Genomic DNA, 23,512 nt, shown 5'->3' on the forward strand with positions numbered 1-23,512 from the left:
TATTTTTCGTGTACTTTTGTGTTAAAATGACAAAAAATTAATTAGATTTGAAGAAATTAAAAATTCAATAAATGATTATCACAGCAAATAATCCTAAAAGAAAATCTTGGCTTAAAGTAAAAGAGAATTCAGATTTTCCAATACAAAATATTCCTTTTGGCGTTTTTATCACCAGAGACGACATTATTACTATTGGTAGTAGAATTGGTGATTTTGCCATCGATTTAGGTGCATTTCATCAATTAGGTTATTTTGATGGAATTCCTTTAACAGACGATATATTTTTACAAGATAATTTAAATGATTTTATTGCTGATGGGCGTAAAACATGGCGTTTGGTTAGAAATAGAATTGCAGAAGTTTTTGATGTTACCAATGGTCTGTTAAGAGATAATGCCGCTCATAAGGATAAAATTATCTTTAGAATGGATGAAGTAGAAATGTTATTGCCAGTTGCTGTTGGCGATTATACAGATTTTTACTCTAGTAAAGAACATGCTACAAATGTGGGTTCTCTTTTTAGAGATCCAGAAAATGCATTGTTGCCAAATTGGTTGCATATTCCGGTTGGTTATCATGGTAGAAGTTCTTCTATTGTGCCTTCAGGAACTAAAATTAGAAGACCTTACGGACAAACAAAGCCTTCTGAAGGAAGTAATGTTCCAAATTTTGGACCTAGTAAATTAATAGATTTTGAGCTAGAAATGGCTTTTATTACTACGGATGCTAATGTTTTAGGAGATAGAATTCCGATTGAAGAAACAGAAGAATATATTTTTGGTTTGGTACAATTTAATGATTGGTCTGCTAGAGATATTCAAGCTTGGGAATATGTGCCTTTAGGTCCTTTTTTAGGAAAAAGCTTTGCTTCTACAATTTCTCCTTGGATTGTTACTTTAGATGCTTTAGAACCTTTCAGAACCGAAAATCCAAAACAACTACAAGAACCACTACCCTATTTAAAACAAGAAGGAAAAGGAAGTTATGACATCCATTTACAAGTAGGAATTCAACCTGAAAACGGCGAAGAAACTGTCGTTGCAAATTCCAATTTTAAATATATGTATTGGACTATGGCGCAACAATTAGCGCATCATACTGTAAATGGTTGCCCGGTTGAAGCTGGAGATATGATGGGGTCTGGAACGATTTCTGGTCCAACTAAAGACAGTTACGGTTCTATGTTAGAATTAACTTGGAAAGGACAAAACCCAATTACATTAAAAGACGGAACAACCCGTAAATTTATCAATGATAATGATACTGTAATTATGCGTGCACATTGTAAAAACGATAAAGTACGCATTGGTTTTGGTGAATGTGTAGGTAAAATTTTACCTGCAAAATAGAAGGCAATGCCTTCAGATAATTTATAAACCAAAACTTGTATAGTTTTGGTTTTTTTTGTGCTTTTTTTTTGAAAAATGAATAAATAAACTTGAATTTGTCTTCATTTAGATACATTGATGTTCTGAATAGAAAAAACAGCTGAATTTGATAAATGGTTTAAAAAACATTTCAAAAAACCATAAGAACAGACCAGACGGAACTTATAGTTGGTCAGGTGCTTTTAGTACTGTTTTTTGGATTGACCCAACAAATGATCTGATAGTAATTCAATTAAGACAAGTGCTACAATCTCCTAATAACAATGGTATTAATTCAAAATTAGAAAAAATAGTATATAGCGCTTTTAAAAACTAAAGAATCAATTAAATCTTTAAATAACTTTAGAAATGAGTATGTTCTTGGAGATAAACGAAATATTAAATTTAACGATGTTAAAGATTACTTTCAAAATTAAAAAGAATTATAGAATATCTAAACAATGCTGTTTGTCAAAAAGTTTAATTATATTTGGTAAAGAAATTGCATAATAATGAATTTAGCTTCGAGAAAATTAGAACTTATGGAAAAGTTGATGGGAGTTATCAATCCTAAAACTTTGGATAAAATTGAAGATTTCTTTAATAAAGAAATTATTGAAGATGTTAATTCAGAAAATGATTTACCTGAAATTGTAAACTTATTGTTAGAAAAAAGCGAAAAAGATGCTTTAAACAATAATGTTTTATCTCATAAAAACGTAATGCTGGAAGCTAGAGAAAGATATAGACTTTCTAAATAATGGGAAATTGTTTGGACAGCCACTGCCAATTTCACTTTTAGAAAGGAACAAGATTTTATTTTTACCAAATGGAATACAATTGAGATCATTAAATTTCTTGATTTAGTTGATTTTACTATTGAAAAATTAAAGAATTTTCCAAAAATTGGAACTCTAAAAAACAACAAAAGGCATCTTGTAATTTCTAAACAAACAACTTTAGTTTACAGAATAGTATCTCCAGAAAAAATAGAAATTTTACTATTTTGGAATAATAAATGGAACCCAAAAGATTTTGATAAAATCTTAAACCAAAAATAGCGATGAATTTTCAGTGCTATTTTTATTTAGTATAAAATTTGGGTTATTTAATTCTCATCACCTTTTCATTCAATAAAAAGTGTCTTCAGTTTTAATTTTTAAAAATAATAAGTTTACTCTTATTCTATTTTTAAATTATCATGTTTCTAAAAAGAGTACTCCATACTCATCAATTACCTTAACTTTGCAGTCTAATTGAAAAATGGCTTGAAAAACAAACTAAAAGAATTAAGATTATTTATAAAACAAACTGATTTTGATAAAGGAATTAAATTAGGAATTGCAATCGCAATTCCTTTTGCAATCTTATATTTTTTAGGATATTCTGAATTTGCACCTGCAATTGCTATTGGTGTGCTTTTAAATTCCTCAGGTGATATTCCTGGAAGTAAAAAACGTAAAATAAACGCAATTCTTATTAGTATCCTTTTAACAAGTGTAATCACTGCAACTATATTATTTTTAAAACCATTTTTACCTTTTTTATTAGTTGCGCTGGCACTCATTTCATTTTTAGTTTCCATAATTTCTGTTTATGGTTTTAGAGCATCTTTGGTGTCTTTTTCTGGTTTGTTAGCTATGGTGATTTCATTTGCGATTCAAAAGCAAACAGCACAAAGTATTTTTATTCAAGTAGGTTTAACAGCCATTGGTGGTCTTTGGTATTTAATTGTATCTCTTATAATTCAACAGTTAGCTCCCAAAAGAGAACAAAATCAATTATTGGCAGATACACTTTCTCTTTTAGGGGCTTATTTAAAATTGCGCGCAAAATTGTTGACTAAGAAAACAAATCGTGATGAAATTTTTAGAGAAACACTAGCGCTACAAACTCAAATTAATGAGAAACATGAAACCTTAAGAGAAATATTATTAACCGCAAGGAAACGTTCAGGCAGATCTCGTTTTGAAGAAAAACAGTTATTAATTTTAGTATCTAGTATTAAAATTTTTGAGCTTATAGAAGCAAAGCGTTTAGATTATAAGTTAATTGATCGAATATTTGGCGAGCATAAGAGCTTTTTAAAAGCTTCAAAAAACTTAAATAAAGTTATGGGGAACCATATGATACTTTTATCAGAGTTATTAATTCAGAATAAAAAAATACCAAATAAAGAAACATTATTAACTGCTTTATCAAAAGCAAACGACGCTATCGTAAGTTATATTGATACTTTCAAATTACCTGAAGCAAGAGAAGGCGCTTTAATTTTAAAAAACTTGTATGATTATCAAGAGCAATTATTGCAAGAAATTAGAACAATAAGAAGAGTTTTAGCAAATGTGCATGATGCTTCTAAAATATCTTTAAAAAGAGAAGATTCTAGTCAATTTTTAACACTACAAGAATATAGATGGAATGTTTTAACGCAAAATTTAAGTTTAAATTCTAAAATGTTTAGACACTCGTTTCGTCTGACTATTGCAATTCTCTTTACTTATCTTTTAGGTTTCATTTTAGAAATTCAAAATGCTTATTGGATTATGTTAACTGTAATTGTAATTATGAGACCTAATTATGGCTTGACAAAAGAACGATCAAAAGATAGAGTTATCGGAACAATTATTGGCGCATTCATTGCTTTTTGTATTGTTTTATTAACTCAGAACGAAATCGTTTACTCAGTTCTAGCTTTTATTTCTTTGATATTATCTTTTTCTTTACTTCAGCAAAATTATAAGTCTGCTGCCACATTTGTAACCATTAGTATCATTTTTTTATATTCCTTAATGAACCCTAATGCTTTTGAAGTAATTCAGTATCGTGTTTTAGATACCGTTATTGGAGCTGCTATTGCGGTAGTTGCTAACTATATAATACTGCCAACTTGGGAAGCTGATAATTTAAAACAGGTTCTTTTAAATGCTTTGAAGATGAATAAAAATTACCTTGTAGCAGCGCAAGTATTATATGAAAATTCAACCACGCAAAAACTTGATTACAATTTAGCAAGAAAAGATGCTTTTCTTGCCGTAAGTAATTTGAACGCATCTTTTCAAAGATTAACCCAAGATCCTAAATCAAAACAAAAAGAATTTGAATTAATTTATGAGATTGTAACCATCAATCAAACGATGATTGCCGCAATTGCTGCAATTGGTAATTTTATCATCAATCATAAAACGACACCTGCCTCAGAAGATTTTAAACAACTAATCAATACTATTTCTGAAAACTTACAGTCGTCCTCTGATATTTTAAAACATAAAAAAATCGAGAAAGAAGTTTGCAAAGAGAAAAATGAAGAAGCCCAAGATAAATTATTTGATACCTATAAAAAACTATCAAATTTAAGAGATGAAAATATCAAAAAAGGCAAAAAGGAATTAGATACAGAAACCTTACATCAACTTCAAGAAGCCTATCTTATATCGAATCATTTGAATTGGTTAAAATCACTTTCCGAAAGTCTAAAAAAAGCAATTGGAAAGTATACCTCTATTATTTTGGAATAATTAGAATCAAAAAAATAGCTCCAAAATTTAGAGCTATTTTTGTTTCTAATCTCTATCATTGTTGTCCGATAAAAGATAAAAAGACCGCTTTCGCTGTTAGAATCAAGAACAAAGACTTGAATGTAACTAACTGAAAAACAATATTATTACGATTTTAAATTTTTCGATACATCATAAATTCTAAAGCGGTTTTAATAGCAAGGTGTACTACTTTAAAAACTCTTTAAAATCAAGACTATCAATACTTTAAAACACTTTAGCTAATTTTAATCGGACAACACTAAATCTCTATAAAGATTTAAGCCTCATCATCTTCATCAGGCAAATTTGCATCAAAATCGTCATTATCCTCAAAAAATTCTTCATCATCTGCATATTCTTCCATTGCATTTTCTAAACGATCACTAATTTTAACTAAATAATTGGTGTCTGCTGTTTTTACTTCTACTGCTTTTACAGTTTGTCCTTTTGAATTTTTAAAGGAAATAATGTCTTCATAATCATAACCATCAGGATATTTTTCAACTAGCATATCTAAAATATCTTTGGTTAGTTTTGCGTATTCTACGATTACTCTTTTCATTTTTTATAATTATTTTATTAGCATTTAGCTTTTCTAATAAAAGCATCTGCGATGCTACATTTCTAATAAATAAGCAAAAATTAAAGGTGCTACAATGGTGGCATCACTTTCTATGATAAACTTTGGGGTATCTATATCTAATTTACCCCAAGTAATTTTCTCATTAGGTACAGCTCCAGAATAGGAACCATAGCTTGTGGTGGAATCTGAAATTTGACAGAAATAGCTCCAAAATGGTGTTTCTGGTCTTTCCATATCTTGATATAACATTGGCACTACACAAATAGGAAAATCTCCTGCAATGCCTCCTCCTATTTGGAAAAATCCTATTCCGTTTTCAGAATTGTTTGTATACCAATCGGCTAAGAACGTCATATATTCAATTCCAGATTTTACAGTACTGGCTTTTAATTCGCCTTTTAAAACATACGAAGCAAAAATATTTCCCATGGTAGAGTCTTCCCAACCAGGACAAATAATAGGCAGGTTTTTCTCTGCTGCTGCATACATCCAAGAATCTTTGATGTCTATCTCATAATATTGCTCTAAAACTCCAGAAAGTAATAATTTATACATGTATTCATGTGGTAAATAACGTTGTCCATTCGCTTCTGCATCTTTCCATATTTTTACAATATGTTCTTGAATTCTTCTAAACGCTTCTTCTTCAGGAATACAAGTATCTGTAACTCGGTTTAAGCCTTTTTCTAATAAATCCCATTCGTCTTGTGCTGTTAAATCTCTATAATTGGGTACACGTTTGTAGTGAGAATGTGCGACTAAATTCATCACATCTTCTTCTAAATTGGCACCTGTACAAGAAATAATTTGCACTTTATCTTGACGAATCATTTCAGCAAAAATCTTTCCTAATTCCGCAGTACTCATGGCTCCTGCTAAAGAAACTAACATTTTAGAGCCTTTGTTTAATTGTGCTTCATACCCTTTTGCAGCATCTACTAAAGCCGCAGCATTAAAGTGTAAAAAGTATTTTTCTATAAAATTTGTAATTGGTTTGTTCATTTTTAATTATTTTCTCACCGTCCTCTATACTTTGTTCTCGATACAATTTTACAAAAAAGAAAAATCACTCGAACTGACAGTATTATCAATATTAATTTTGATAGTCTTTTTTTATTACTATTTATTTTTTTTGAAGTTTATTTACTTCATAAATATCTGTTCTTCTATCTTTTAAATTTCGAACACTTCCAAATTGATTCAAATCTTTCAGCAAATCTAAATCTACATCCGCAATTAAAATCATTTCCGTATTTGTGGTTGCTTCTGCTTTAATTCCGTTTGCCGGAAATGAAAAATCACAAGGTGTAAACACCATAGATTGTGCAAACTGAATATCCATATTGTTTACTTTTGGTAAATTACCAACACTACCTGCAATGGCAACATAACACTCGTTTTCTATGGCTCTTGCTTGTGCACAATGTCTTACTCTAGAGTATCCATTTTGCGTATCGGTTAAAAATGGAACAAATAAAATATCCATTCCTTCTGCTGCTAAAATTCTGCTTAATTCTGGAAATTCTGAATCATAACAAATTAAAACGCCAATTTTCCCGCAATCTGTATCAAATGTTTTTAGCTCATTTCCACCTTGCATTCCCCATACTTTCGCTTCGTCTGGAGTTACGTGTAATTTTTCATAACGTTCTGTAGAGCCATCTCTTCTGCACAAATACCCAACATTGTATAACATTCCGTCTATTAATTCTGGGAAACTTCCTGTGATGATATTAATATTATAGGAAATAGCTAATTCAGAAAATTTCTGTACAATTTCTGGTGTATATTTTGCCAATTCTCTAATGGCTTTCGACTCTGGTAAATGATTATTATCCGCCATTAAAGGCGCGTTAAAAAACTCAGGAAACAAGGCAAAGTCTGATCTGTATGCAGAAACTGCATCTACAAAATATTCTGCTTGCTGCATCAATTCTTCTAAGTTTTTGTACAAACGCATTTGCCACTGAATCAAACCTAAGCGAACTACTTTCTTCTTAATAACGGCTTTTGTAGATTCCTTTTGGTAATACACATTGTTCCACTCTAGTAAAACAGCAAAATCGTTAGAATCTGCATCTCCTTCTATATAGCCTTTCATCACTTTTGAAGGATGAAAATCGTTAGAGATTTGAAAGTTTAAAACGGGATCGTGAATTTCTTTACGTTTTACTTTTTCTATATATTCTTTTGGAGAAATTAAGTGTGAATGTTTATGATAATTAGGAATTCTTCCTCCAAAAGCAATGCCTCTTAAATTCAACTTTTCGCATAATTCTTTACGGTAATCATACAATCTTCTTCCCAATCGTAAACCTCGATATTTAGGCATGATAAAAACATCAATTCCATATAAAACATCGCCTACATTGCTATGTGTATTAAAGGTATAATTACCCGTAATTTCTTTATAGGTATGATGATCGTCAAACTGATCATAATCTACTCTTAATGAAAGTGCACAACCAGCAAGCTCACCATTAATTTTTATAACCACCTGTCCATCAGGAAACTTACTAATTAGTGCTTGTATTTGAGGCTCTTCCCAATGGGTGCTTTGCATATTTGCATACACCTCTATCATCGCCTGTTTTAACTCTTGATAATCGTTAATCGTTAAATACTGCAGTTCTATATTTTCTATGTTTTCGACTTTCATCATTTTTTAAAAATCGTCATCATCATTTTTAAATTTTGATAATTTGCTGAACGGATTTGTAATTTCATCATCGCCCTTATCATATGTATCATCATTCTCTGCAAATTTGAAGCTCAACATTTTGTAAAATAATTTTGCTGCTAAAAAGTCAGAAGATTTTTCGTTTTCATTCGGGCATAATTCAACCATATCAAAACCAACCACATTTTTCTCTTCAAAAACTTTTTTCAAGAATTCTAGTGTTTCATAGTATAATAAACCACCTGGTTCTGGTGTTCCTGTAGATGGCATAATTGATGGATCTAAAGCATCTAAATCAAACGTAATAAACACATTACTAGTTAGTTGATCTATCACATCATCCATCCAATATTCATTTACAGCCATATCGCTTGCAAAAAATACTTTATCTGGATTCATGGTTCTTTTTTCAGAAATATCCATACTTCTAATCCCCACTTGTACCAAATTTGTATTTTGATTTGCTTCGTAAACTGCACATGCGTGATTGCATTTAGAACCTTCGTATTCTTTTCTTAAATCTGCGTGTGCGTCTATATGCAACACAGACAAATTATTAAAACACTCGTTAAAAGCACGAATGGTACCAATAGAAACTGAATGTTCTCCACCAAAAACAGTCACAAATTTATTTCTGTTGATGTACTTTTTTGTTGCTTGATGTACAGCCTCGACCATAGCTTCTGGAGAAGTATTTTCTGTGACAGCTTCCGCTAAAAAAACACCTTCTTTGTACACCTCAGAATCCGTTTCAATATCATATAATTCCATGTTTTCTGAAGCGTCTAAAAACGCCTGTGGACCTTTGTCTGCTCCTTTTTGCCAAGTACTTGTTCCATCATAAGGAACAGGGATAATCACTATTTTTGATGTTGACAGTTTTCCAAACTCTTGTGGAATTCCTGCATATGTTTTCGTTGTATTCATTTTAAATGTTGCAATATTATTATACTTCTTCTTTAATTATTTTTTCTTCTTTTTGTAATGCTTCGCTAGTTGCTCCATACCCTAAAATGGAAAGTAATTCGCTACTTTTTTGTTGCTCTTTAAATATTCTTGTTATCATGTTTCCATTTGCATCTTTATCAATAATTAAATGTTTAGGATGTGGAATTAAACAGTGTTGTAATCCTCCAAAACCACCAATGGATTCTTGATACGCACCAGTGTTAAAAAAACCAATGTACAAAGGTTTATCTTTTTCATAAACAGGAAGATAAATTCCGTTTACATGTTGTTCTGAGTTGTAATAATCATCACTATCACACGTTAAACCACCTAATAAAACACGCTCATATTGTCTGTTCCATTTGTTTAATGGCAACATAATAAAACGTTTATTAATTGCCCAAGAATCTGGTAAAGTTGTAATGAAAGAGGAGTTTATCATATTCCAACGTTCTCTATCGTTTTGTTTTTTCTGATATAAAACCTCATAAATGGCAGCTCCAGATTCACCCACTGTAAAACTTCCGAATTCAGTAAAAATATTAGGAACATCCACTTCGCCTTCTTTACAAGCTTCATTAATTTGATTAATGATTTCATCAATCATATATTGATAATCGTAATCAAAAGCTAGCGAGTTTTTAATCGGAAATCCACCACCAATGTTTAAACTATCTAAAGTTGGACATATTTTTTTAAGGTTGATGTATACTGTTAAACATTTCATCAACTCATTCCAATAATACGCATTGTCTTTGATGCCTGTATTGATGAAAAAATGAAGCATTTTTAAGTTTACTTGAGGGTTTTTAGCTATTTCACGTTCGTAAAAGGAAACGATGTTTTTATAGCCTATTCCTAATCTAGAAGTATAAAACTCAAACTTTGGTTCTTCCTCGGAAGCGATTCTGATACCTACATTTAGTTTTTCATTTGTTTCATCTAATAACAAATCTAATTCCTCATAATTGTCAATAATCGGTATACAATTTTTATGGCCTGAATTGATTAAGCCCCCAATATTTTTGATGTATTGATCGCGTTTAAATCCGTTACAAATTACGAAAGTGGTATCTTTTATCTTCCCTTCTTTCTTTAAATTGTTAACAATATCAATATCAAAAGCAGAAGAAGTTTCTATATGGATATCGTTTTTTAAAGCTTCATTTAAGATGTGTTTAAAATGAGAACTTTTTGTACAATAACTATAAAAGTACTTGCCTTTATAATCATGTTTTTCCATACTGTTTTGAAACCATCCTTTTGCTTTATTGATGTTTTCTGAAATTTTTGGTAGGTAAGTAAATTTTAATGGAGCACCATATTTTGCTGCTAATTCCATTAAGTTGATACCATGCCAAAATAATTTATTATTTTCTGTTTTAAATTCCTCTTGAGGAAAATCAAAGGTTTGTTCGATTAAATCGATGTATTTTGTGTTCACTTTATTTTTGATTAAATATAGGATAATTATTTTAAAACTAAAACTAATTAAAGCTTTAGTTCAAAAAGTACAACTCTTTAAAAGAGATGGTTATCACTGTAATATTTGCAAGTAAACAACATGAAGCTTAGAAAAACGCTTCAAGTCTTTTAAAAAAGAAAATGGAGATACCTTAATTTTTTCGTTGCATTTCCAAAATGCGATGTAACTTTCATTCTCCAAAAGAAAGGTACTTCCGAAATAAGAAAAACTTAACAATTTTACTTAAATAAGTTAAGCAAATGTAAATGATTTTTTAATACAAAAATTAAAAACAAAAAAAAAGTGAAAATAAATTTCACTTTTTAATTTTTCTTTTAGCGTTGTCCGATTAAAATTAGCTAAAGTGTTTTAAAGTATTAGTAGTCTTGATTTTTAAGAGTTTTTAAAGTAGTACACCTTGCTATTAAAACCGCTTTAGAATTTATGATGTATCGAAAAATTTAAAATCGTAATAATATTGTTTTTCAGTTAGTTACATTCAAGTCTTTGTTCTTAATTCTAACAGCGAAAGCGGTCTTTTTATCTTTTATCGGCCAACAATATTTTCTTTTAAATATTATTCTTCAGGTGGGTAACCATGGATTTCTTCAAAAACTTCATCAAAATTAGAACGTAAATACGCATTTAATTTTTTTCGATAATCATCTTTTAGCCAAGTTACAAAGTTGTGTGTACTTTTAGAAATACATTTTGCATATCGGTTAATTCTATCATCGATCTCCTCACCTAGCATTTTGGCTAGAATTAAAGCATCAAAAACATCTTCACTATTTTCAATACACATTTTTGCGTGATGCTCTATTGATTTTTCTAAAACTCGTTTAGAAGATTCTCCAGACCTAATGGTATCAATATAAATAAATTTCATATCGAAATAGGTGTCTTTCGATTTTGCGAATTCTTTTTTTACATCCGCAGGTAATTCATATCTAAAGGTACTTTCTATTTCTTCATCAGACAAAATAGCATTTAGATAATAATCGGGTGCTCTAAACATTTTTTGCCAATCTAAATCTGCTCCCCAAGGACCAAACCTATGAAAGTTGTTTCCTAAATCGATGACATCAAATGAGGTGTTATTGCCATAAATTCTAGATCCACGTCCAATCATTTGATAATATAAAGTCAAAGATTTGGTCGCTCTGTTTAAAATAATGGCTTCTATACTTGGCTCATCAAAACCAGTTGTAAGAATACTTACAGAAGTAATAATAGCATTTGGTGTTTTATGAAACCATTTTAAAATGAATTCTCTCTCCTTTTTAGTATTGGTATTATCTAAATGCGCAATTGGATACCCTGCTTTTTTAAAAGCATGAAACACTTGGATAGATGTATTAATTCCGTTGTTAAATATTAAGGTTTTTTTACCTTTAGCAGTCTCTTCATAAGCCGATATTAATTTAGAAAGCATATCGGTATTGGTATATAAATCTTCGGAAGACTTTACCGTGTAATCTCCATTAGCTCCAACCTCTAATGATGTTAAACCTACATTATAAGAGTACATATTGCCTTTTGCTAGATACTCACTATCTATTAAATCTTGAATTGATTCTCCTACAAATAACTCTTGATAATTCTCATACATTGGTAATTTAATGTTAGAGCTTAAAGGAGTTGCAGTAACTCCCAAAATAAAAGAATCATGAAAAAACTTAAAGATTTTTGTAAAAGAATTATAGTGCGCCTCATCTACAATAACCAAACCAATATCAGAAATATCTAGTTTATCATCATTTAACCTGTTTTTCAAGGTTTCCACCATGGCAACAAAACAGTTAAAATCTTCTTGATCGTCTAATTGGGCGGTTGAATTAATAATTTTATTCTTTACACCAAACTCCACTAACATTTTAGAAGTCTGCTTACTCAATTCAATTCTATGCGTAAGCACTAAAACTTTCTTCTTAAAAGTCTGTATATATCGTCTAACTATTTCAGAGAATATTACTGTTTTACCACCACCTGTGGGTAATTGGTATAACAAATGATAATCTTGGGGTGCAGTTTTAAATCGCTCAAAAATTTCTTTTAAAGCATCTTTTTGATATCCATATAATTCTTTTCCGATATTAGTTTCTGAAGTGTTAATTTCTGCCAAACGTTTAAAAATTTAAACAGCAAAAATAAGACTTAAATAAGGTGCAATGCAAGTTTAAGCTATATAAATCTTGATAAATTTACTTCAGTAATATCAGAATGAGATGCATGGTGCACAGAAACTTCATTTTGAACAACAATTAATTGTGGTGATTGATGCGTTACTTGAAACATAGCACCGATCTCTGCAGAGATATCTCTGTGATTTAACAAATCTAAATAATAGACTTTTAAATTTTGATGTTCTTCTAAAAATAAGTTTTCAAATTGTTTAATCACCATTTTACTAATTCCGCAGCGTGTAGAATGCTTAAACATAAAAACGGCTTCGGTTTTAGATTGTTCCTTAATTGTTTCTAATTGCGCTAATGACGTTAAAGGAATCCAGGTTAAGTATGACTTTTTTTCTTCTTTTGATTTTTCTCCGTCTTTACCTCCAAATATGTTATTTAATATACCCATTCCGTGTTTTTTATTTTTAAAAACACAAAGATAAGAAACTTTACCCAGTCAAAAAGTCAGTAATTATAAAGTTTTTAAGGACAATTTGACTGCTCTTTTACCTGTTCTTTATTTGGTATTAAATTTGATTTTAAGAGAGCGTACATAAAAAATTAACAAATCAATTGAGTTTACTCACTTGGATAAAAAATAAAAAGAAAAATGAATTTTAATAACTATACAACAAAATCACAAGAAACCATTCAGTTAGCGCAACAGTTAGCACAAGGATATGGACATAATCAAATAGAAAATGAACACATTTTTAAAGCTTTAACTCAAGTTGATGAAAATGTACTGCCTTTCTTATTAAAAAAATTAAACATTAATATCGAAATTGTAAATCAAATTTTAGATAAACAATTAGAAAGTTTACCAAAGGTTTCTGGAGCAGAATTAATGATTTCTAGAGAAGCTGGCAAAACGTTAAATGAAGCATCGATTATTGCCAAAAACATGAAAGATGATTATGTTTCTATAGAACATTTAATTTTAGCCATTTTTAAATCTAAAAGTAATATTGGTCAAGTTTTAAAAGATCAAGGCGTTACCGAAAAACATTTAAAAGCCGCCATAGAAGAGCTACGAAAAGGAGAAAGAGTAACATCTCAAAGTCAAGAAGAAACCTATAATTCTTTAAATAAATATGCGAAAAATTTAAATGAATTAGCAAAAAATGGCAAGTTAGACCCTGTCATTGGTAGAGATGAAGAAATTAGAAGGCTTTTACAAATCTTATCTCGTAGAACAAAAAACAATCCAATTTTAGTTGGGGAACCAGGAACCGGTAAAACAGCCATTGCCGAAGGTTTGGCGCATAGAATTGTAGATGGAGATGTACCAGAAAATTTAAAAGACAAATTAATTTTTTCTTTAGATATGGGTGCGCTAATTGCTGGTGCAAAATATAAAGGTGAGTTTGAAGAGCGCCTAAAAGCAGTGATTAAAGAGGTTACAAATTCAGAAGGCGATATTGTCCTTTTTATTGATGAAATACATACACTAGTAGGCGCAGGAGGTGGTCAAGGCGCTATGGATGCTGCAAATATTTTAAAACCTGCTCTAGCAAGAGGAGAACTGCGAGCAATTGGAGCAACGACCTTAGATGAATATCAAAAATATTTTGAAAAAGACAAAGCTTTAGAACGTCGTTTTCAAAAGGTTATCGTAAACGAACCCGATACTGAAAGTGCCATTTCTATTTTAAGAGGAATTAAAGAAAAGTATGAAACGCACCATAAAGTTCGTATTAAAGATGAAGCCATTATTGGTGCTGTAGAATTATCTCAGCGTTATATAACCAATCGTTTTTTACCAGATAAAGCTATTGATTTAATGGATGAAGCCATGGCAAAATTGCGAATGGAAATTAATTCTAAACCAGAAGAATTAGATGTTTTAGATCGTAAAATAATGCAATTAGAGATTGAAATTGAAGCAATTAAACGTGAAAAAGACGAAACAAAATTAAAATCCCTACGTTCTGATTTGGCAAATTTAAAAGAAGAACGTAATGAAATGAATGCAAAATGGAAATCTGAAAAAGAAATAGTCGATAATATTCAAAATGCTAAAGCAGCAATCGAAGATTTTAAAATAGAAGCAGAAAAAGCAGAACGAGAAGGAGATTATGGAAAAGTGGCAGAAATTCGGTATGGAAAAATAAAAAAAGCACAAGAGGATTTAGAAAAATTTCAAAAAGTTTTGGAAGAAAATCAATCTGAAAAATCTTTGATAAAAGAAGAAGTTACTTACGAGAATATTGCAGAAGTAGTTGCAAAATGGACGGGAGTCCCGGTGATGAAAATGATTCAGTCTGAACGTGAGAAATTACTGAAACTAGAAGACCAATTGCACAAGAGAGTTGTAGGACAAGAAGAGGCTATTTTAGCCGTTTCTGATGCTGTAAGGCGTTCTCGAGCCGGTTTGCAAAATCCGAATAAACCTATAGGAAGCTTCTTGTTTTTGGGAACGACGGGTGTAGGAAAAACGGAATTAGCTAAAGCGTTGGCAGAATATTTATTTGATGATGAAAATGCCATGACCAGAATTGATATGAGTGAATATCAAGAACGCCATTCGGTTAGTAGATTAGTAGGTGCGCCTCCAGGTTATGTAGGTTATGATGAAGGTGGGCAATTAACCGAAGCTGTGAGAAGAAGACCATATTCTGTAGTTTTATTAGATGAGATTGAAAAAGCACATCCAGATACTTTTAATGTTTTATTACAAGTTTTAGATGAAGGAAGGTTAACGGATAATAAAGGTCGTTTAGCCGATTTTAAAAATACAATTATCATCATGACCTCGAACATGGGAAGCCATATTATACAAGAAAAATTTGCAGATCCAATAGCAGATTTAGAAGCTGTTGCAGAACTTGCCAAAATTGAAGTAATGGGATTGTTAAAAAAATCGGTAAGACCAGAATTTTTAAACAGAATTGATGATGTGATTATGTTTACGCCTTTAGCGCAATCAGATATTTTTAAAATTGTAAAATTACAAATTGAGCATTTAAAGAAAATGATTGGAAAACAAGAAATCACTTTAGACGCTACAGATGAAGCAATTACATATTTAGCTAAAAAAGGATATCAACCAGAATTTGGCGCAAGACCTGTAAAAAGAGTCATTCAAAAAGAAGTTTTAAATCAGCTTTCTAAAGAAATTTTATCAGGAAAAATAACCACAGATAGTATTATCTTATTAGATGCTTTTGATGATAAATTGGTGTTTAGAAATCAGTCAAATTTGGTAGAGAATATTTAAAAAATTTAGCTTTGGCATTGGTTTTGTGAGCAAGAAGAAATACTGATTAACAAACATATTGCGTCATCATTTTTCCAAGTCATGCCATACCCATAAAGATAGTTTAGTTAGTTTGTTAATTTGGGGGAAGTGGTGTTTTTAAAAACATCGCTTCTTCTTTTTTAAGTATATTTGATTTTTAAAACAATACTTATGAAAAAATATTTCTTACTTATTATGTTTACTTTTAGTTTTTTAATTTCTTGTTCTTCTGATGAAACAACCACGTATTACTTAATTCGTCATGCAGAAAAAGACAGAACTGATAAGTTAGATAGAAATCCGAACTTGAGTTTTGAGGGTGAAAAAAGAGCTCAAAAATGGGCGGAATATTTTAAAGACATTGATTTAGATGCCGTGTATTCGACAGATTTCAACAGAACAATACAAACAGCAACACCCACGGCAAAAGGTCAAAAACTAGAGATTCAGCGCTATAATCCAAGTGAAATGTATGATTCTATATTTCAGAAAACTACAATAGGAAAAACAGTTTTAGTGGTAGGTCATAGTAATACTACTCCTATGTTTGCAAATAAAATTTTAGGAGAAAATAAGTTTGAAAACATGGACGATCATGACAACGCTAGTTTATATATCGTAACTATTTCTGGCAACAAAATTTCTAGTAAAATTGAAAAAGTTGATTAATTTTTAATCAACTTTTTTACAACCAAGGACCCTTTGTGGTTTATTTTGGCAAAATAGATACCTGTTGTAAAAAGTGCTAAATCTATTTGATTTTCTTGATGTAGTTCAAGTACTTTTTTACCTAAATTATTATAAATACCAATATTTTCAACAACTTTATTAAGCGTAAATATGTTTGCACTTGGGTTTGGATAAATCACTAAATCATCTCTAAAATCAATAGTTTCTGTACTCAAAGAATTACATATATTTAGGTTAAAATTAAGTTCTATCGGGTCATTAGGCATTAAAATACGGTCTGTAAAAGCGGCATAATCTTTTGCATATTTATGAGCTCTAAACACATTGTTTCCTTTTGGCTCTTCTCCTTGATTAGTTGCTTGCTTTACAATACTATTAAAGGGGTTGATATAATTCCATACAATTTCATCATCACTATTTATTTCAAAAAAATTACCTTTACTACCCTCACAAATTAATATATTGCCATTGGGTAAAACCTGTGCACCACTTAAAATAGGAGAATAAAAGTTAGAGATTTCACCTTCCTGAAACTGAGAATATTCATAAATAGGGTTTTCTGGACCAAAAGCAGTATCTTCCGTGTAACTAAAAACGCCATTCGTCTCTGGTAATTCTAAAATAAATACTTCTGAAAAATCAGGATCTCGTCCATTTCCGTTATTAAATAAAATTAGGTCACCTGCATTCCTCAAACCTTGCTCGATATAATACGGATAATGCTGCCCGAATAATTTCCGATTTACTTCTGTTCCTTGTCTATAAGATTGTGGATTTCCCCAACGATATAACAAGTCACCTCCTTTATTATACATACCTCCTGAATTTGAGGCTGCCTCTACTGTTGTTGTAGAATGGTCAATAATCCAAATTTCACTTAAATTTCTTGAGCTTAAAACAATTTGATTACGTTGCTCATCATACTGTATTGAGTTTATATGTAACCAATTTGCACTGCCATTTCCGCCATTTAAAAAATTAATATCTAATTTTTCTGGAGATTTAGCAACATCTCCAAAGTTTTGTTTTGTATCATCAAAATCTTGAATTATATGATCTTTAATATTCCATTCCCAAATAACTTCAATCTCATCGGTTCCGATAGGTTTTACTTCAAGTATTTTTTCACTATACAACCTTTCTTCTGCTATTTTAGAAGAGTCTCTACCCTGACTTATTGCTTCTTCTTTAGACCAAACCTCTGCTAATAAAATTAAAATATGACCATTTGGCATCGGATAAATATCGTGATGTTGTCTTTCTAAGTTACTATTAAAACTATAAGACCAAATAATTTCTCCATCCCAATTAAAAAGTTCTACAATACCTCCTTGTCCACCAAAAATAATATCACTTTTGCCATCTTCTTTTCCTGTTCTGAGTAAATTTCCATTCGGCAATAAGTAAACCGAATTACCAGGTGTAAAATTACTTGTCCAAGTATTCATAACTTGTCCGCAATTATTAATTAAATACGTTTTTGTATCTGCACTAAATAGTGTGTATCCATCAAAAACTTCATCTGTCATAGAAATAGTCCCAACCGTATTTTGGCTTTGAACAAATTGCACAAGAAAAAGAAAAAGAAATGTGAATTTTTTAAACATCATTTTATTTTTTATATAGAACTAAAAAGTAACGTGTATATCTTCTAAAATTATTTCAGAAATTTTTTTAAGTTGATTATTTTCAAAAGCTTTATCTAAATTCAATAATTCTATTTCAGAATTTAAAGGTGCAAAATTAAGATAATCCACAAAACGAACTCCGTTTTTACGACACTGTTCTTTTAAAACTCTAAAACGTTTTCCACCTCCATTTGTATGATACGAATAGGCTAAATAATCAATTAAAAAATCATCTTTTCCAATCCAATAGATAAAGATATCTTCAAAATCCTCTCCTCCACCATTTTCAGAAAACGTAATTTCAATTTTATAATATTCTTTTCCGTTGATGGTTGATGATGGCAGCAATTTTTTATGAACCGCTTTATCATTCAAGCCAAAAGGCAAGACAGAAAAATAGTGAACAGAATTTATCGCATTACTGTATATCGATTGTAAAGAGTCTGAGAGTTGAACAGCATGAGCGCCTATTACTCTTTTGTAACCTGTATTGGTGAGAACTTCATCAATAAAAATGGAGTCTTTTGTATAACTTCTATAGAGCTCAAAATGCCCATTTTCTCTAATTGCCGCATATTCTTTGTCTCTAAATTTAAACGTAATTTCTGAATTTTCAACTTTATCAGAACCAGAAAAAACAATTGTTTTATCGATAATTTGTTGAGCTGTTAAAGTCTTTTCTTTTGATTGACAGGAAATCATTAATAAAAGTAATACTATATAAAAATTACGCATTTTGTTGTTGAGCTTTATTCTATAAATAGACTGCGAATTTACATTTCTTAATCTTAATCAAAAATGTATCTTTGTTAAAATTATTTAAATTAAAAATCAGTCCATGACTGTTCAGAAAAAAATAAATATTCAGAATAAAAAAGCACGTTTCGAATTTGAAATTCTAGACAAATTTGTAGCCGGAATTCAATTAACAGGAACAGAGATTAAATCTATTCGATTGAGTCAAGCAAGAATTACAGAAAGTTTTTGCGAATTTAATGAAGGTGGAGAACTCTTTATTGTAAATATGTACATTCAAGAATATTTGTTTGGACATCAGTACAACCATAAACCAAAAAGTGAACGAAGATTATTATTGAATAAACGTGAATTGCGAAGTTTAAGAAAAGATGTGGAAGCAAAAGGAAATACCATTGTACCCTTACGCCTATTTATTAATGACAGAGGTTTTGCAAAACTAGAAATTGCTTTAGCCAAAGGAAAACAGACACATGACAAACGTGAAGTTTTGAAAGACAGAGATAACAAACGTGATTTAGCAAGAATTAAAAAGAGTTTTAATACCTAATTTAAAATTGCATGTTAAAAGAAAAACTAAAAGACTTTCATGTAATTTTAGCTTCAAAATCTCCTAGAAGACAGCAATTCTTTAAAGATTTACACATTGATTTTACAATTCAATTCAAAGAAGTTGAAGAAGTGTATCCTGAGGAATTACAAGGAACAGAAATTACTGATTTCTTAGCAGATTTAAAATCAAAAGCATTTACAGATTTATCTCAAAAAGATCTTCTAATTACTTCAGATACCATAGTTTGGCTAGAAAACAAAGCTTTAGGAAAGCCAAAAGATGAAGAAGAAGCATTTAAAATGTTACGAAGTTTATCGGGTAAAAAGCATGAAGTTATTACTTCTATTAGTATTAAAAACAACAATTTTCAGAAGATTATAAATGATAGTACCAAAGTTTCTTTTAAAGAACTCTCTGATGAAGAAATAAATTATTATATCAAAAATTATAAACCTTTTGACAAAGCGGGTGCATACGGAATTCAAGAATGGATAGGTTTTATTGCGATCGATACCATAGAAGGAAGCTATTTTAATGTAGTTGGATTGCCTGTTCATAAACTCTATAAAGAATTGATGGATTTATAAAGTGAGGCTTTAAATAAAAGTTTATTTTTACCAAAATTTTTACAACACACTATTTTATCATGAAAAAATATACATACACAGAAAAAAAAGATACACGATCTGGTTTTGGTGATGGCTTAACAGAATTAGGAAGAACAAACCCAAATGTAGTTGCTTTATGTGCAGATTTAATCGGTTCTTTAAAAATGGATCAATTTATAAAAGAAAATCCTGAAAGATTTTTCCAAGTGGGTATCGCAGAAGCGAACATGATTGGTATTGCAGCCGGTTTAACGATTGGAGGTAAAATACCATTTACAGGAACATTTGCAAACTTTTCAACAGGTAGGGTGTATGACCAAATTCGTCAATCTGTAGCATATTCAGGTAAAAATGTAAAAATTTGTGCTTCGCATGCAGGGGTTACTTTAGGTGAAGATGGTGCAACTCATCAAATTTTAGAAGACATCGGTTTGATGAAAATGTTACCAGGAATGACCGTAATCAATCCTTGTGATTACAATCAAACAAAAGCAGCCACGATTGCTATTGCAGACTTTGATGGGCCTGTTTACTTGCGTTTTGGTCGCCCAAAAGTACCTGTATTTATGCCAGAAGATACAAAATTTGAAATTGGAAAAGGAATACAATTAACGGAAGGAGCCGACGTAACCATTGTTGCCACAGGTCATTTAGTTTGGGAATCTTTACAAGCTGCTGAACAATTAGAAGCCGAAGGTATTTCGGTTGAAGTAATTAACATTCACACCATAAAACCTTTAGATGAAGAAATCATCTTAAAATCTGTTGCAAAAACAGGTTGTATTGTTACCGCTGAGGAGCATAACAAATTTGGTGGTTTAGGAGAAAGTGTTGCAAGAACTTTAGCCTTAAACAATCCTACTCCGCAAGAATTTGTAGCAACGAATGATACTTTTGGCGAATCTGGAACTCCGGCTCAATTAATGGCTAAATATGGTTTAGATGCTACTGCTGTTGTAAAAGCTGTTAAAAAAGTAATTTCTAGAAAATAATTACGTTAAACTATTAAGAAAACTTTAAACTGAATAATAACTTAAAAAAAAAATCATGAAAAAAGTAATTTTAGTAATTTGTTTGGCTTTCGGATTTAGTCAAATATCAAACGCCCAATTAGCCTTTGGAGTTAAAGCAGGTATTAACTATAATTCTAACTCTATAGAAAATGTTAGTCAAGATGTATTTGGTGGAGCTAAAAGTAAAACAGGTTTTCATGCCGGAATTTGGACACGCTTAAAAGTACCTGTATTAGGCCTCTATATAAGACCTGAATTGGTATATACAAATTTAGAAAATGAAATAGTTTATACAGCACCAGGAGCAGTAATTGGCGAAGTAACATCGCATACATTTCAAAAAATTGACATTCCTGTTTTATTAGGGAAAAAGATTTTTGGAATTGGTAATGTGTTTATTGGTCCTTCTTTTCAGTATATTTTAGATTCTGATTTTGATGTTGATACTATTTCGAGTATTGATTCTAAAGGTTTTACAATGGGACTTCAGTTCGGTGGTGGCGTTGAATTTGGTAAATTAGGAATAGATATACGTTGGGAAAGAGCTTTTTCTGGAGTAGGATCTTCTTTTGTAAACAATGTAGCGCAAAATGTTAATTATGATACTAGAATTAATCAAATTATTATAGGGTTGTCTATAAAACTTTAAGTCAATAAAAGATATTGCAAAAAAAAGAGAGAAAAATGATATGTTTTTCTCTCTTTTTTATTTGACTTATTTTTTGTTCAATGAACTTAAAAAAAATATTACTTCAGAATTTGAGCAGCATGAGCCTTTGTTTTTACTTTCGTAATAATATCTTCAATAATGCCATTTTCATCAATAACAAAAGTTGTTCTATGAATACCATCATATTCTTTTCCCATAAATTTTTTAGGGCCCCAAACATGAAACGCTTCAATAACGGCTTTATCTTCATCTGCTAAAAGCGGAAAAGGTAACTCATATTTATTTATAAAATTTTGTTGTCTTTTTGCAGAATCTGCACTTACTCCCAATACATCATATCCTTTCGCTAAAAAAGATTGATAATTATCTCTTAAATCGCACGCTTCATTCGTACAACCTGGTGTACTTGCTTTTGGATAAAAGAATAAAACTAATTTTTTACCCGCATAATCTGCTAATTTAATACTATTTCCTTCTTGGTCTTTTGCTTCAAATTGTGGAGCCTTATCTCCTATTTTTAATGATGTCATAAATTTAGTGTAAAAGTTTATAATGTGGAAAGTTAAAAAGTATAAATGGGACAAAAAACTTTTTAGTTAACAATGTGTAAATCTTTAGAAACTTTTAACTTTACAATTTTAGAAACTATATGATGACCAAGCTAGAAAAAGTACAATTTGTAATTGATACGTTAAACAAATTATATCCAGAAATTCCAATTCCTTTAGACCATAAAGACGCTTATACACTTTTAATTGCCGTTTTATTGTCAGCCCAATGTACAGATGTTCGGGTCAATAAAATTACACCTTTATTATTTGCTAAAGCAGATAATCCTTTTGATATGGTAAAAATGTCTGTAGAAGAAATTAAGGAAATTATTCGTCCTTGTGGCTTATCACCAATGAAAAGTAAGGGAATTTATGGTTTGTCTAAAATAATAATTGATAAATACAATGGCGAAGTTCCACAATCTTTTGAAGGTTTAGAAGAATTGCCAGCCGTTGGTCATAAAACAGCAAGTGTGGTTATGAGTCAAGCTTTTGGTGTTCCTGCTTTCCCGGTAGATACACATATTCATAGACTTATGTGGCGATGGAATTTAACCAATGGTAAAAATGTAATACAAACAGAAAAAGATGCCAAACGCTTGTTTCCAAGAGAATTATGGAACGATTTACATTTACAAATTATTTGGTATGGTCGTGATTATTCTCCTGCAAGAGGTTGGAATTTAGAAAGCGATATTATTACAAAAACGATAGGTAGAAAAACTGTTTTGAATAAGTATTACGAAAGTAGAAAATAAATAGTAGTGGCCATTTTTAAAATTAGGGCAAAAGAAAATAATGATCTTTTTCTTTATGGATATGTAAAAAAAGTATAGCCAGTTACCGTTTCTTTTTTAGATGTATTTAATTTTAGTAATTTTAAATGATAAAAGATTTAACTTCCTTAATGATGAGATTCTTTTAAAAAGGTTCTTTAAGTAATTCAGAAAAACCTTAATATCCTCTAGATGTAGCTACCAATAGGTCGCTTTCAAGAGTTTTTTCAAGCTTATTAAAAATTGTTGAATACGTTTTGTTTTTAC

At 30.5% G+C, this 23,512-nt stretch carries 21 protein-coding genes; 11 read left to right on the plus strand and 10 right to left on the minus strand.

Annotated elements, in window-relative coordinates; genetic code table 11:
• Nucleotides 1–71: 71 nt before the first annotated feature.
• From fahA to K8354_RS06175, 4 genes are all read left to right on the plus strand, one after another.
• Nucleotides 72–1,349: a fumarylacetoacetase gene (fahA, locus tag K8354_RS06160; protein ID WP_223446356.1), complete on the plus strand. Its 1,278-nt coding sequence runs from the start codon at nt 72–74 to the stop codon at nt 1,347–1,349.
• Nucleotides 1,350–1,494: 145 nt separating this feature from the next.
• Complete coding sequence (locus K8354_RS06165) at nt 1,495–1,704, plus strand: beta-lactamase family protein (protein WP_223446359.1); 210 nt, start codon at nt 1,495–1,497, stop codon at nt 1,702–1,704.
• Between the two features lie 175 nt (nt 1,705–1,879).
• On the plus strand, nt 1,880–2,128 hold the full coding sequence (locus tag K8354_RS06170) for a hypothetical protein (RefSeq protein WP_223446361.1): 249 nt from the start codon (nt 1,880–1,882) through the stop codon (nt 2,126–2,128).
• A gap of 507 nt (nt 2,129–2,635) precedes the next feature.
• Nucleotides 2,636–4,885, plus strand: coding sequence for an FUSC family protein (locus K8354_RS06175; protein ID WP_223446363.1), 2,250 nt, complete (start codon nt 2,636–2,638; stop codon nt 4,883–4,885).
• Nucleotides 4,886–5,183: 298 nt separating this feature from the next.
• On the opposite strand, the gene K8354_RS06180 is transcribed toward K8354_RS06175, so the two are convergent.
• The 7 genes from K8354_RS06180 to ytxJ all read right to left on the minus strand — a co-directional run bounded on the left by K8354_RS06180 (nt 5,184) and on the right by ytxJ (nt 13,168).
• A complete protein-coding gene (locus K8354_RS06180; protein ID WP_223446365.1) occupies nt 5,184–5,468 on the minus strand; it encodes a hypothetical protein in 285 nt (94 codons plus the stop codon).
• Between the two features lie 54 nt (nt 5,469–5,522).
• A complete protein-coding gene (locus K8354_RS06185; protein ID WP_223446368.1) occupies nt 5,523–6,491 on the minus strand; it encodes a deoxyhypusine synthase family protein in 969 nt (322 codons plus the stop codon).
• 121 nt (nt 6,492–6,612) lie between these two features.
• Nucleotides 6,613–8,148, minus strand: coding sequence for a carbon-nitrogen hydrolase family protein (locus K8354_RS06190; protein WP_223447611.1), 1,536 nt, complete (start codon nt 8,146–8,148; stop codon nt 6,613–6,615).
• 6 nt (nt 8,149–8,154) lie between these two features.
• Nucleotides 8,155–9,096 (minus strand): agmatinase, encoded by a 942-nt coding sequence (gene speB / locus K8354_RS06195; RefSeq protein ID WP_223446370.1) that lies wholly within the window; start codon nt 9,094–9,096, stop codon nt 8,155–8,157.
• A gap of 19 nt (nt 9,097–9,115) precedes the next feature.
• The gene (locus tag K8354_RS06200) at nt 9,116–10,561 is read right to left on the minus strand and encodes an arginine decarboxylase (RefSeq protein ID WP_223446372.1); all 1,446 of its coding nucleotides are present in this window, start codon (nt 10,559–10,561) and stop codon (nt 9,116–9,118) included.
• A 598-nt stretch (nt 10,562–11,159) separates the two neighbouring features.
• On the minus strand, nt 11,160–12,707 hold the full coding sequence (locus tag K8354_RS06205; RefSeq protein ID WP_223446374.1) for a DEAD/DEAH box helicase: 1,548 nt from the start codon (nt 12,705–12,707) through the stop codon (nt 11,160–11,162).
• Between the two features lie 59 nt (nt 12,708–12,766).
• Entirely contained in the window at nt 12,767–13,168 is a 402-nt protein-coding gene (gene ytxJ, locus K8354_RS06210) for a bacillithiol system redox-active protein YtxJ (RefSeq protein ID WP_223446376.1), read from the minus strand.
• A gap of 201 nt (nt 13,169–13,369) precedes the next feature.
• Here ytxJ and clpB point away from each other — a divergent pair, with 201 nt between their 5' ends.
• Together clpB and K8354_RS06220 are read left to right on the plus strand one after the other, a co-directional pair.
• Entirely contained in the window at nt 13,370–15,979 is a 2,610-nt protein-coding gene (gene clpB, locus K8354_RS06215; protein ID WP_223446378.1) for an ATP-dependent chaperone ClpB, read from the plus strand.
• 192 nt (nt 15,980–16,171) lie between these two features.
• Nucleotides 16,172–16,669: a phosphoglycerate mutase family protein gene (locus K8354_RS06220; RefSeq protein ID WP_223446380.1), complete on the plus strand. Its 498-nt coding sequence runs from the start codon at nt 16,172–16,174 to the stop codon at nt 16,667–16,669.
• Here K8354_RS06220 and K8354_RS06225 read toward each other — a convergent pair.
• Nucleotides 16,666–18,300 carry an aryl-sulfate sulfotransferase gene (locus K8354_RS06225; RefSeq protein ID WP_223446382.1) on the minus strand — a complete coding sequence of 545 codons (1,635 nt, stop codon included), beginning with the start codon at nt 18,298–18,300 and terminating at the stop codon, nt 16,666–16,668. The genes K8354_RS06220 and K8354_RS06225 overlap by 4 nt on opposite strands.
• Nucleotides 18,301–18,318: 18 nt before the next feature.
• On the minus strand, nt 18,319–19,053 hold the full coding sequence (locus K8354_RS06230; protein ID WP_223446384.1) for a DUF6503 family protein: 735 nt from the start codon (nt 19,051–19,053) through the stop codon (nt 18,319–18,321).
• 103 nt (nt 19,054–19,156) lie between these two features.
• Between K8354_RS06230 and smpB the strand changes: the two genes are divergently transcribed.
• Genes smpB through K8354_RS06250 form a run of 4 tightly spaced genes read left to right on the plus strand, consistent with a single transcriptional unit; the run spans nt 19,157 to nt 21,897 of the window.
• Nucleotides 19,157–19,624, plus strand: a complete 468-nt coding sequence (smpB, locus tag K8354_RS06235) for an SsrA-binding protein SmpB (protein WP_223446386.1) — start codon at nt 19,157–19,159, stop codon at nt 19,622–19,624.
• Between the two features lie 11 nt (nt 19,625–19,635).
• Nucleotides 19,636–20,214, plus strand: coding sequence for a Maf-like protein (locus K8354_RS06240; protein ID WP_223446388.1), 579 nt, complete (start codon nt 19,636–19,638; stop codon nt 20,212–20,214).
• 59 nt (nt 20,215–20,273) lie between these two features.
• The gene (locus tag K8354_RS06245) at nt 20,274–21,227 is read left to right on the plus strand and encodes a transketolase family protein (protein ID WP_223446390.1); all 954 of its coding nucleotides are present in this window, start codon (nt 20,274–20,276) and stop codon (nt 21,225–21,227) included.
• 55 nt (nt 21,228–21,282) lie between these two features.
• A complete protein-coding gene (locus K8354_RS06250; RefSeq protein ID WP_223446393.1) occupies nt 21,283–21,897 on the plus strand; it encodes an outer membrane beta-barrel protein in 615 nt (204 codons plus the stop codon).
• Between the two features lie 98 nt (nt 21,898–21,995).
• On the opposite strand, the gene bcp is transcribed toward K8354_RS06250, so the two are convergent.
• Nucleotides 21,996–22,448, minus strand: coding sequence for a thioredoxin-dependent thiol peroxidase (gene bcp / locus K8354_RS06255; RefSeq protein WP_223446394.1), 453 nt, complete (start codon nt 22,446–22,448; stop codon nt 21,996–21,998).
• 122 nt (nt 22,449–22,570) lie between these two features.
• Here bcp and K8354_RS06260 point away from each other — a divergent pair, with 122 nt between their 5' ends.
• A complete protein-coding gene (locus K8354_RS06260; protein ID WP_223447613.1) occupies nt 22,571–23,227 on the plus strand; it encodes an endonuclease III domain-containing protein in 657 nt (218 codons plus the stop codon).
• Nucleotides 23,228–23,512: the final 285 nt, after the last annotated feature.

Origin of the sequence: Polaribacter litorisediminis (genome assembly GCF_019968605.1) — a bacterium.
Lineage (GTDB): Bacteria > Bacteroidota > Bacteroidia > Flavobacteriales > Flavobacteriaceae > Polaribacter > Polaribacter litorisediminis.

Coding starts and splice junctions, on each gene's coding strand:
- fahA (WP_223446356.1), top strand. CDS start 72: ATGATTATCACAGCAAATAATCCTAAAAGAAAATCTTGGCTTAAAGTA.
- K8354_RS06170 (WP_223446361.1), top strand. CDS start 1,880: ATGAATTTAGCTTCGAGAAAATTAGAACTTATGGAAAAGTTGATGGGA.
- K8354_RS06180 (WP_223446365.1), bottom strand. CDS start 5,468: ATGAAAAGAGTAATCGTAGAATACGCAAAACTAACCAAAGATATTTTA.
- K8354_RS06185 (WP_223446368.1), bottom strand. CDS start 6,491: ATGAACAAACCAATTACAAATTTTATAGAAAAATACTTTTTACACTTT.
- K8354_RS06190 (WP_223447611.1), bottom strand. CDS start 8,148: ATGAAAGTCGAAAACATAGAAAATATAGAACTGCAGTATTTAACGATT.
- speB (WP_223446370.1), bottom strand. CDS start 9,096: ATGAATACAACGAAAACATATGCAGGAATTCCACAAGAGTTTGGAAAA.
- ytxJ (WP_223446376.1), bottom strand. CDS start 13,168: ATGGGTATATTAAATAACATATTTGGAGGTAAAGACGGAGAAAAATCA.
- clpB (WP_223446378.1), top strand. CDS start 13,370: ATGAATTTTAATAACTATACAACAAAATCACAAGAAACCATTCAGTTA.
- K8354_RS06220 (WP_223446380.1), top strand. CDS start 16,172: ATGAAAAAATATTTCTTACTTATTATGTTTACTTTTAGTTTTTTAATT.
- K8354_RS06225 (WP_223446382.1), bottom strand. CDS start 18,300: ATGATGTTTAAAAAATTCACATTTCTTTTTCTTTTTCTTGTGCAATTT.
- K8354_RS06230 (WP_223446384.1), bottom strand. CDS start 19,053: ATGCGTAATTTTTATATAGTATTACTTTTATTAATGATTTCCTGTCAA.
- smpB (WP_223446386.1), top strand. CDS start 19,157: ATGACTGTTCAGAAAAAAATAAATATTCAGAATAAAAAAGCACGTTTC.
- K8354_RS06240 (WP_223446388.1), top strand. CDS start 19,636: ATGTTAAAAGAAAAACTAAAAGACTTTCATGTAATTTTAGCTTCAAAA.
- K8354_RS06245 (WP_223446390.1), top strand. CDS start 20,274: ATGAAAAAATATACATACACAGAAAAAAAAGATACACGATCTGGTTTT.
- K8354_RS06250 (WP_223446393.1), top strand. CDS start 21,283: ATGAAAAAAGTAATTTTAGTAATTTGTTTGGCTTTCGGATTTAGTCAA.
- bcp (WP_223446394.1), bottom strand. CDS start 22,448: ATGACATCATTAAAAATAGGAGATAAGGCTCCACAATTTGAAGCAAAA.
- K8354_RS06260 (WP_223447613.1), top strand. CDS start 22,571: ATGACCAAGCTAGAAAAAGTACAATTTGTAATTGATACGTTAAACAAA.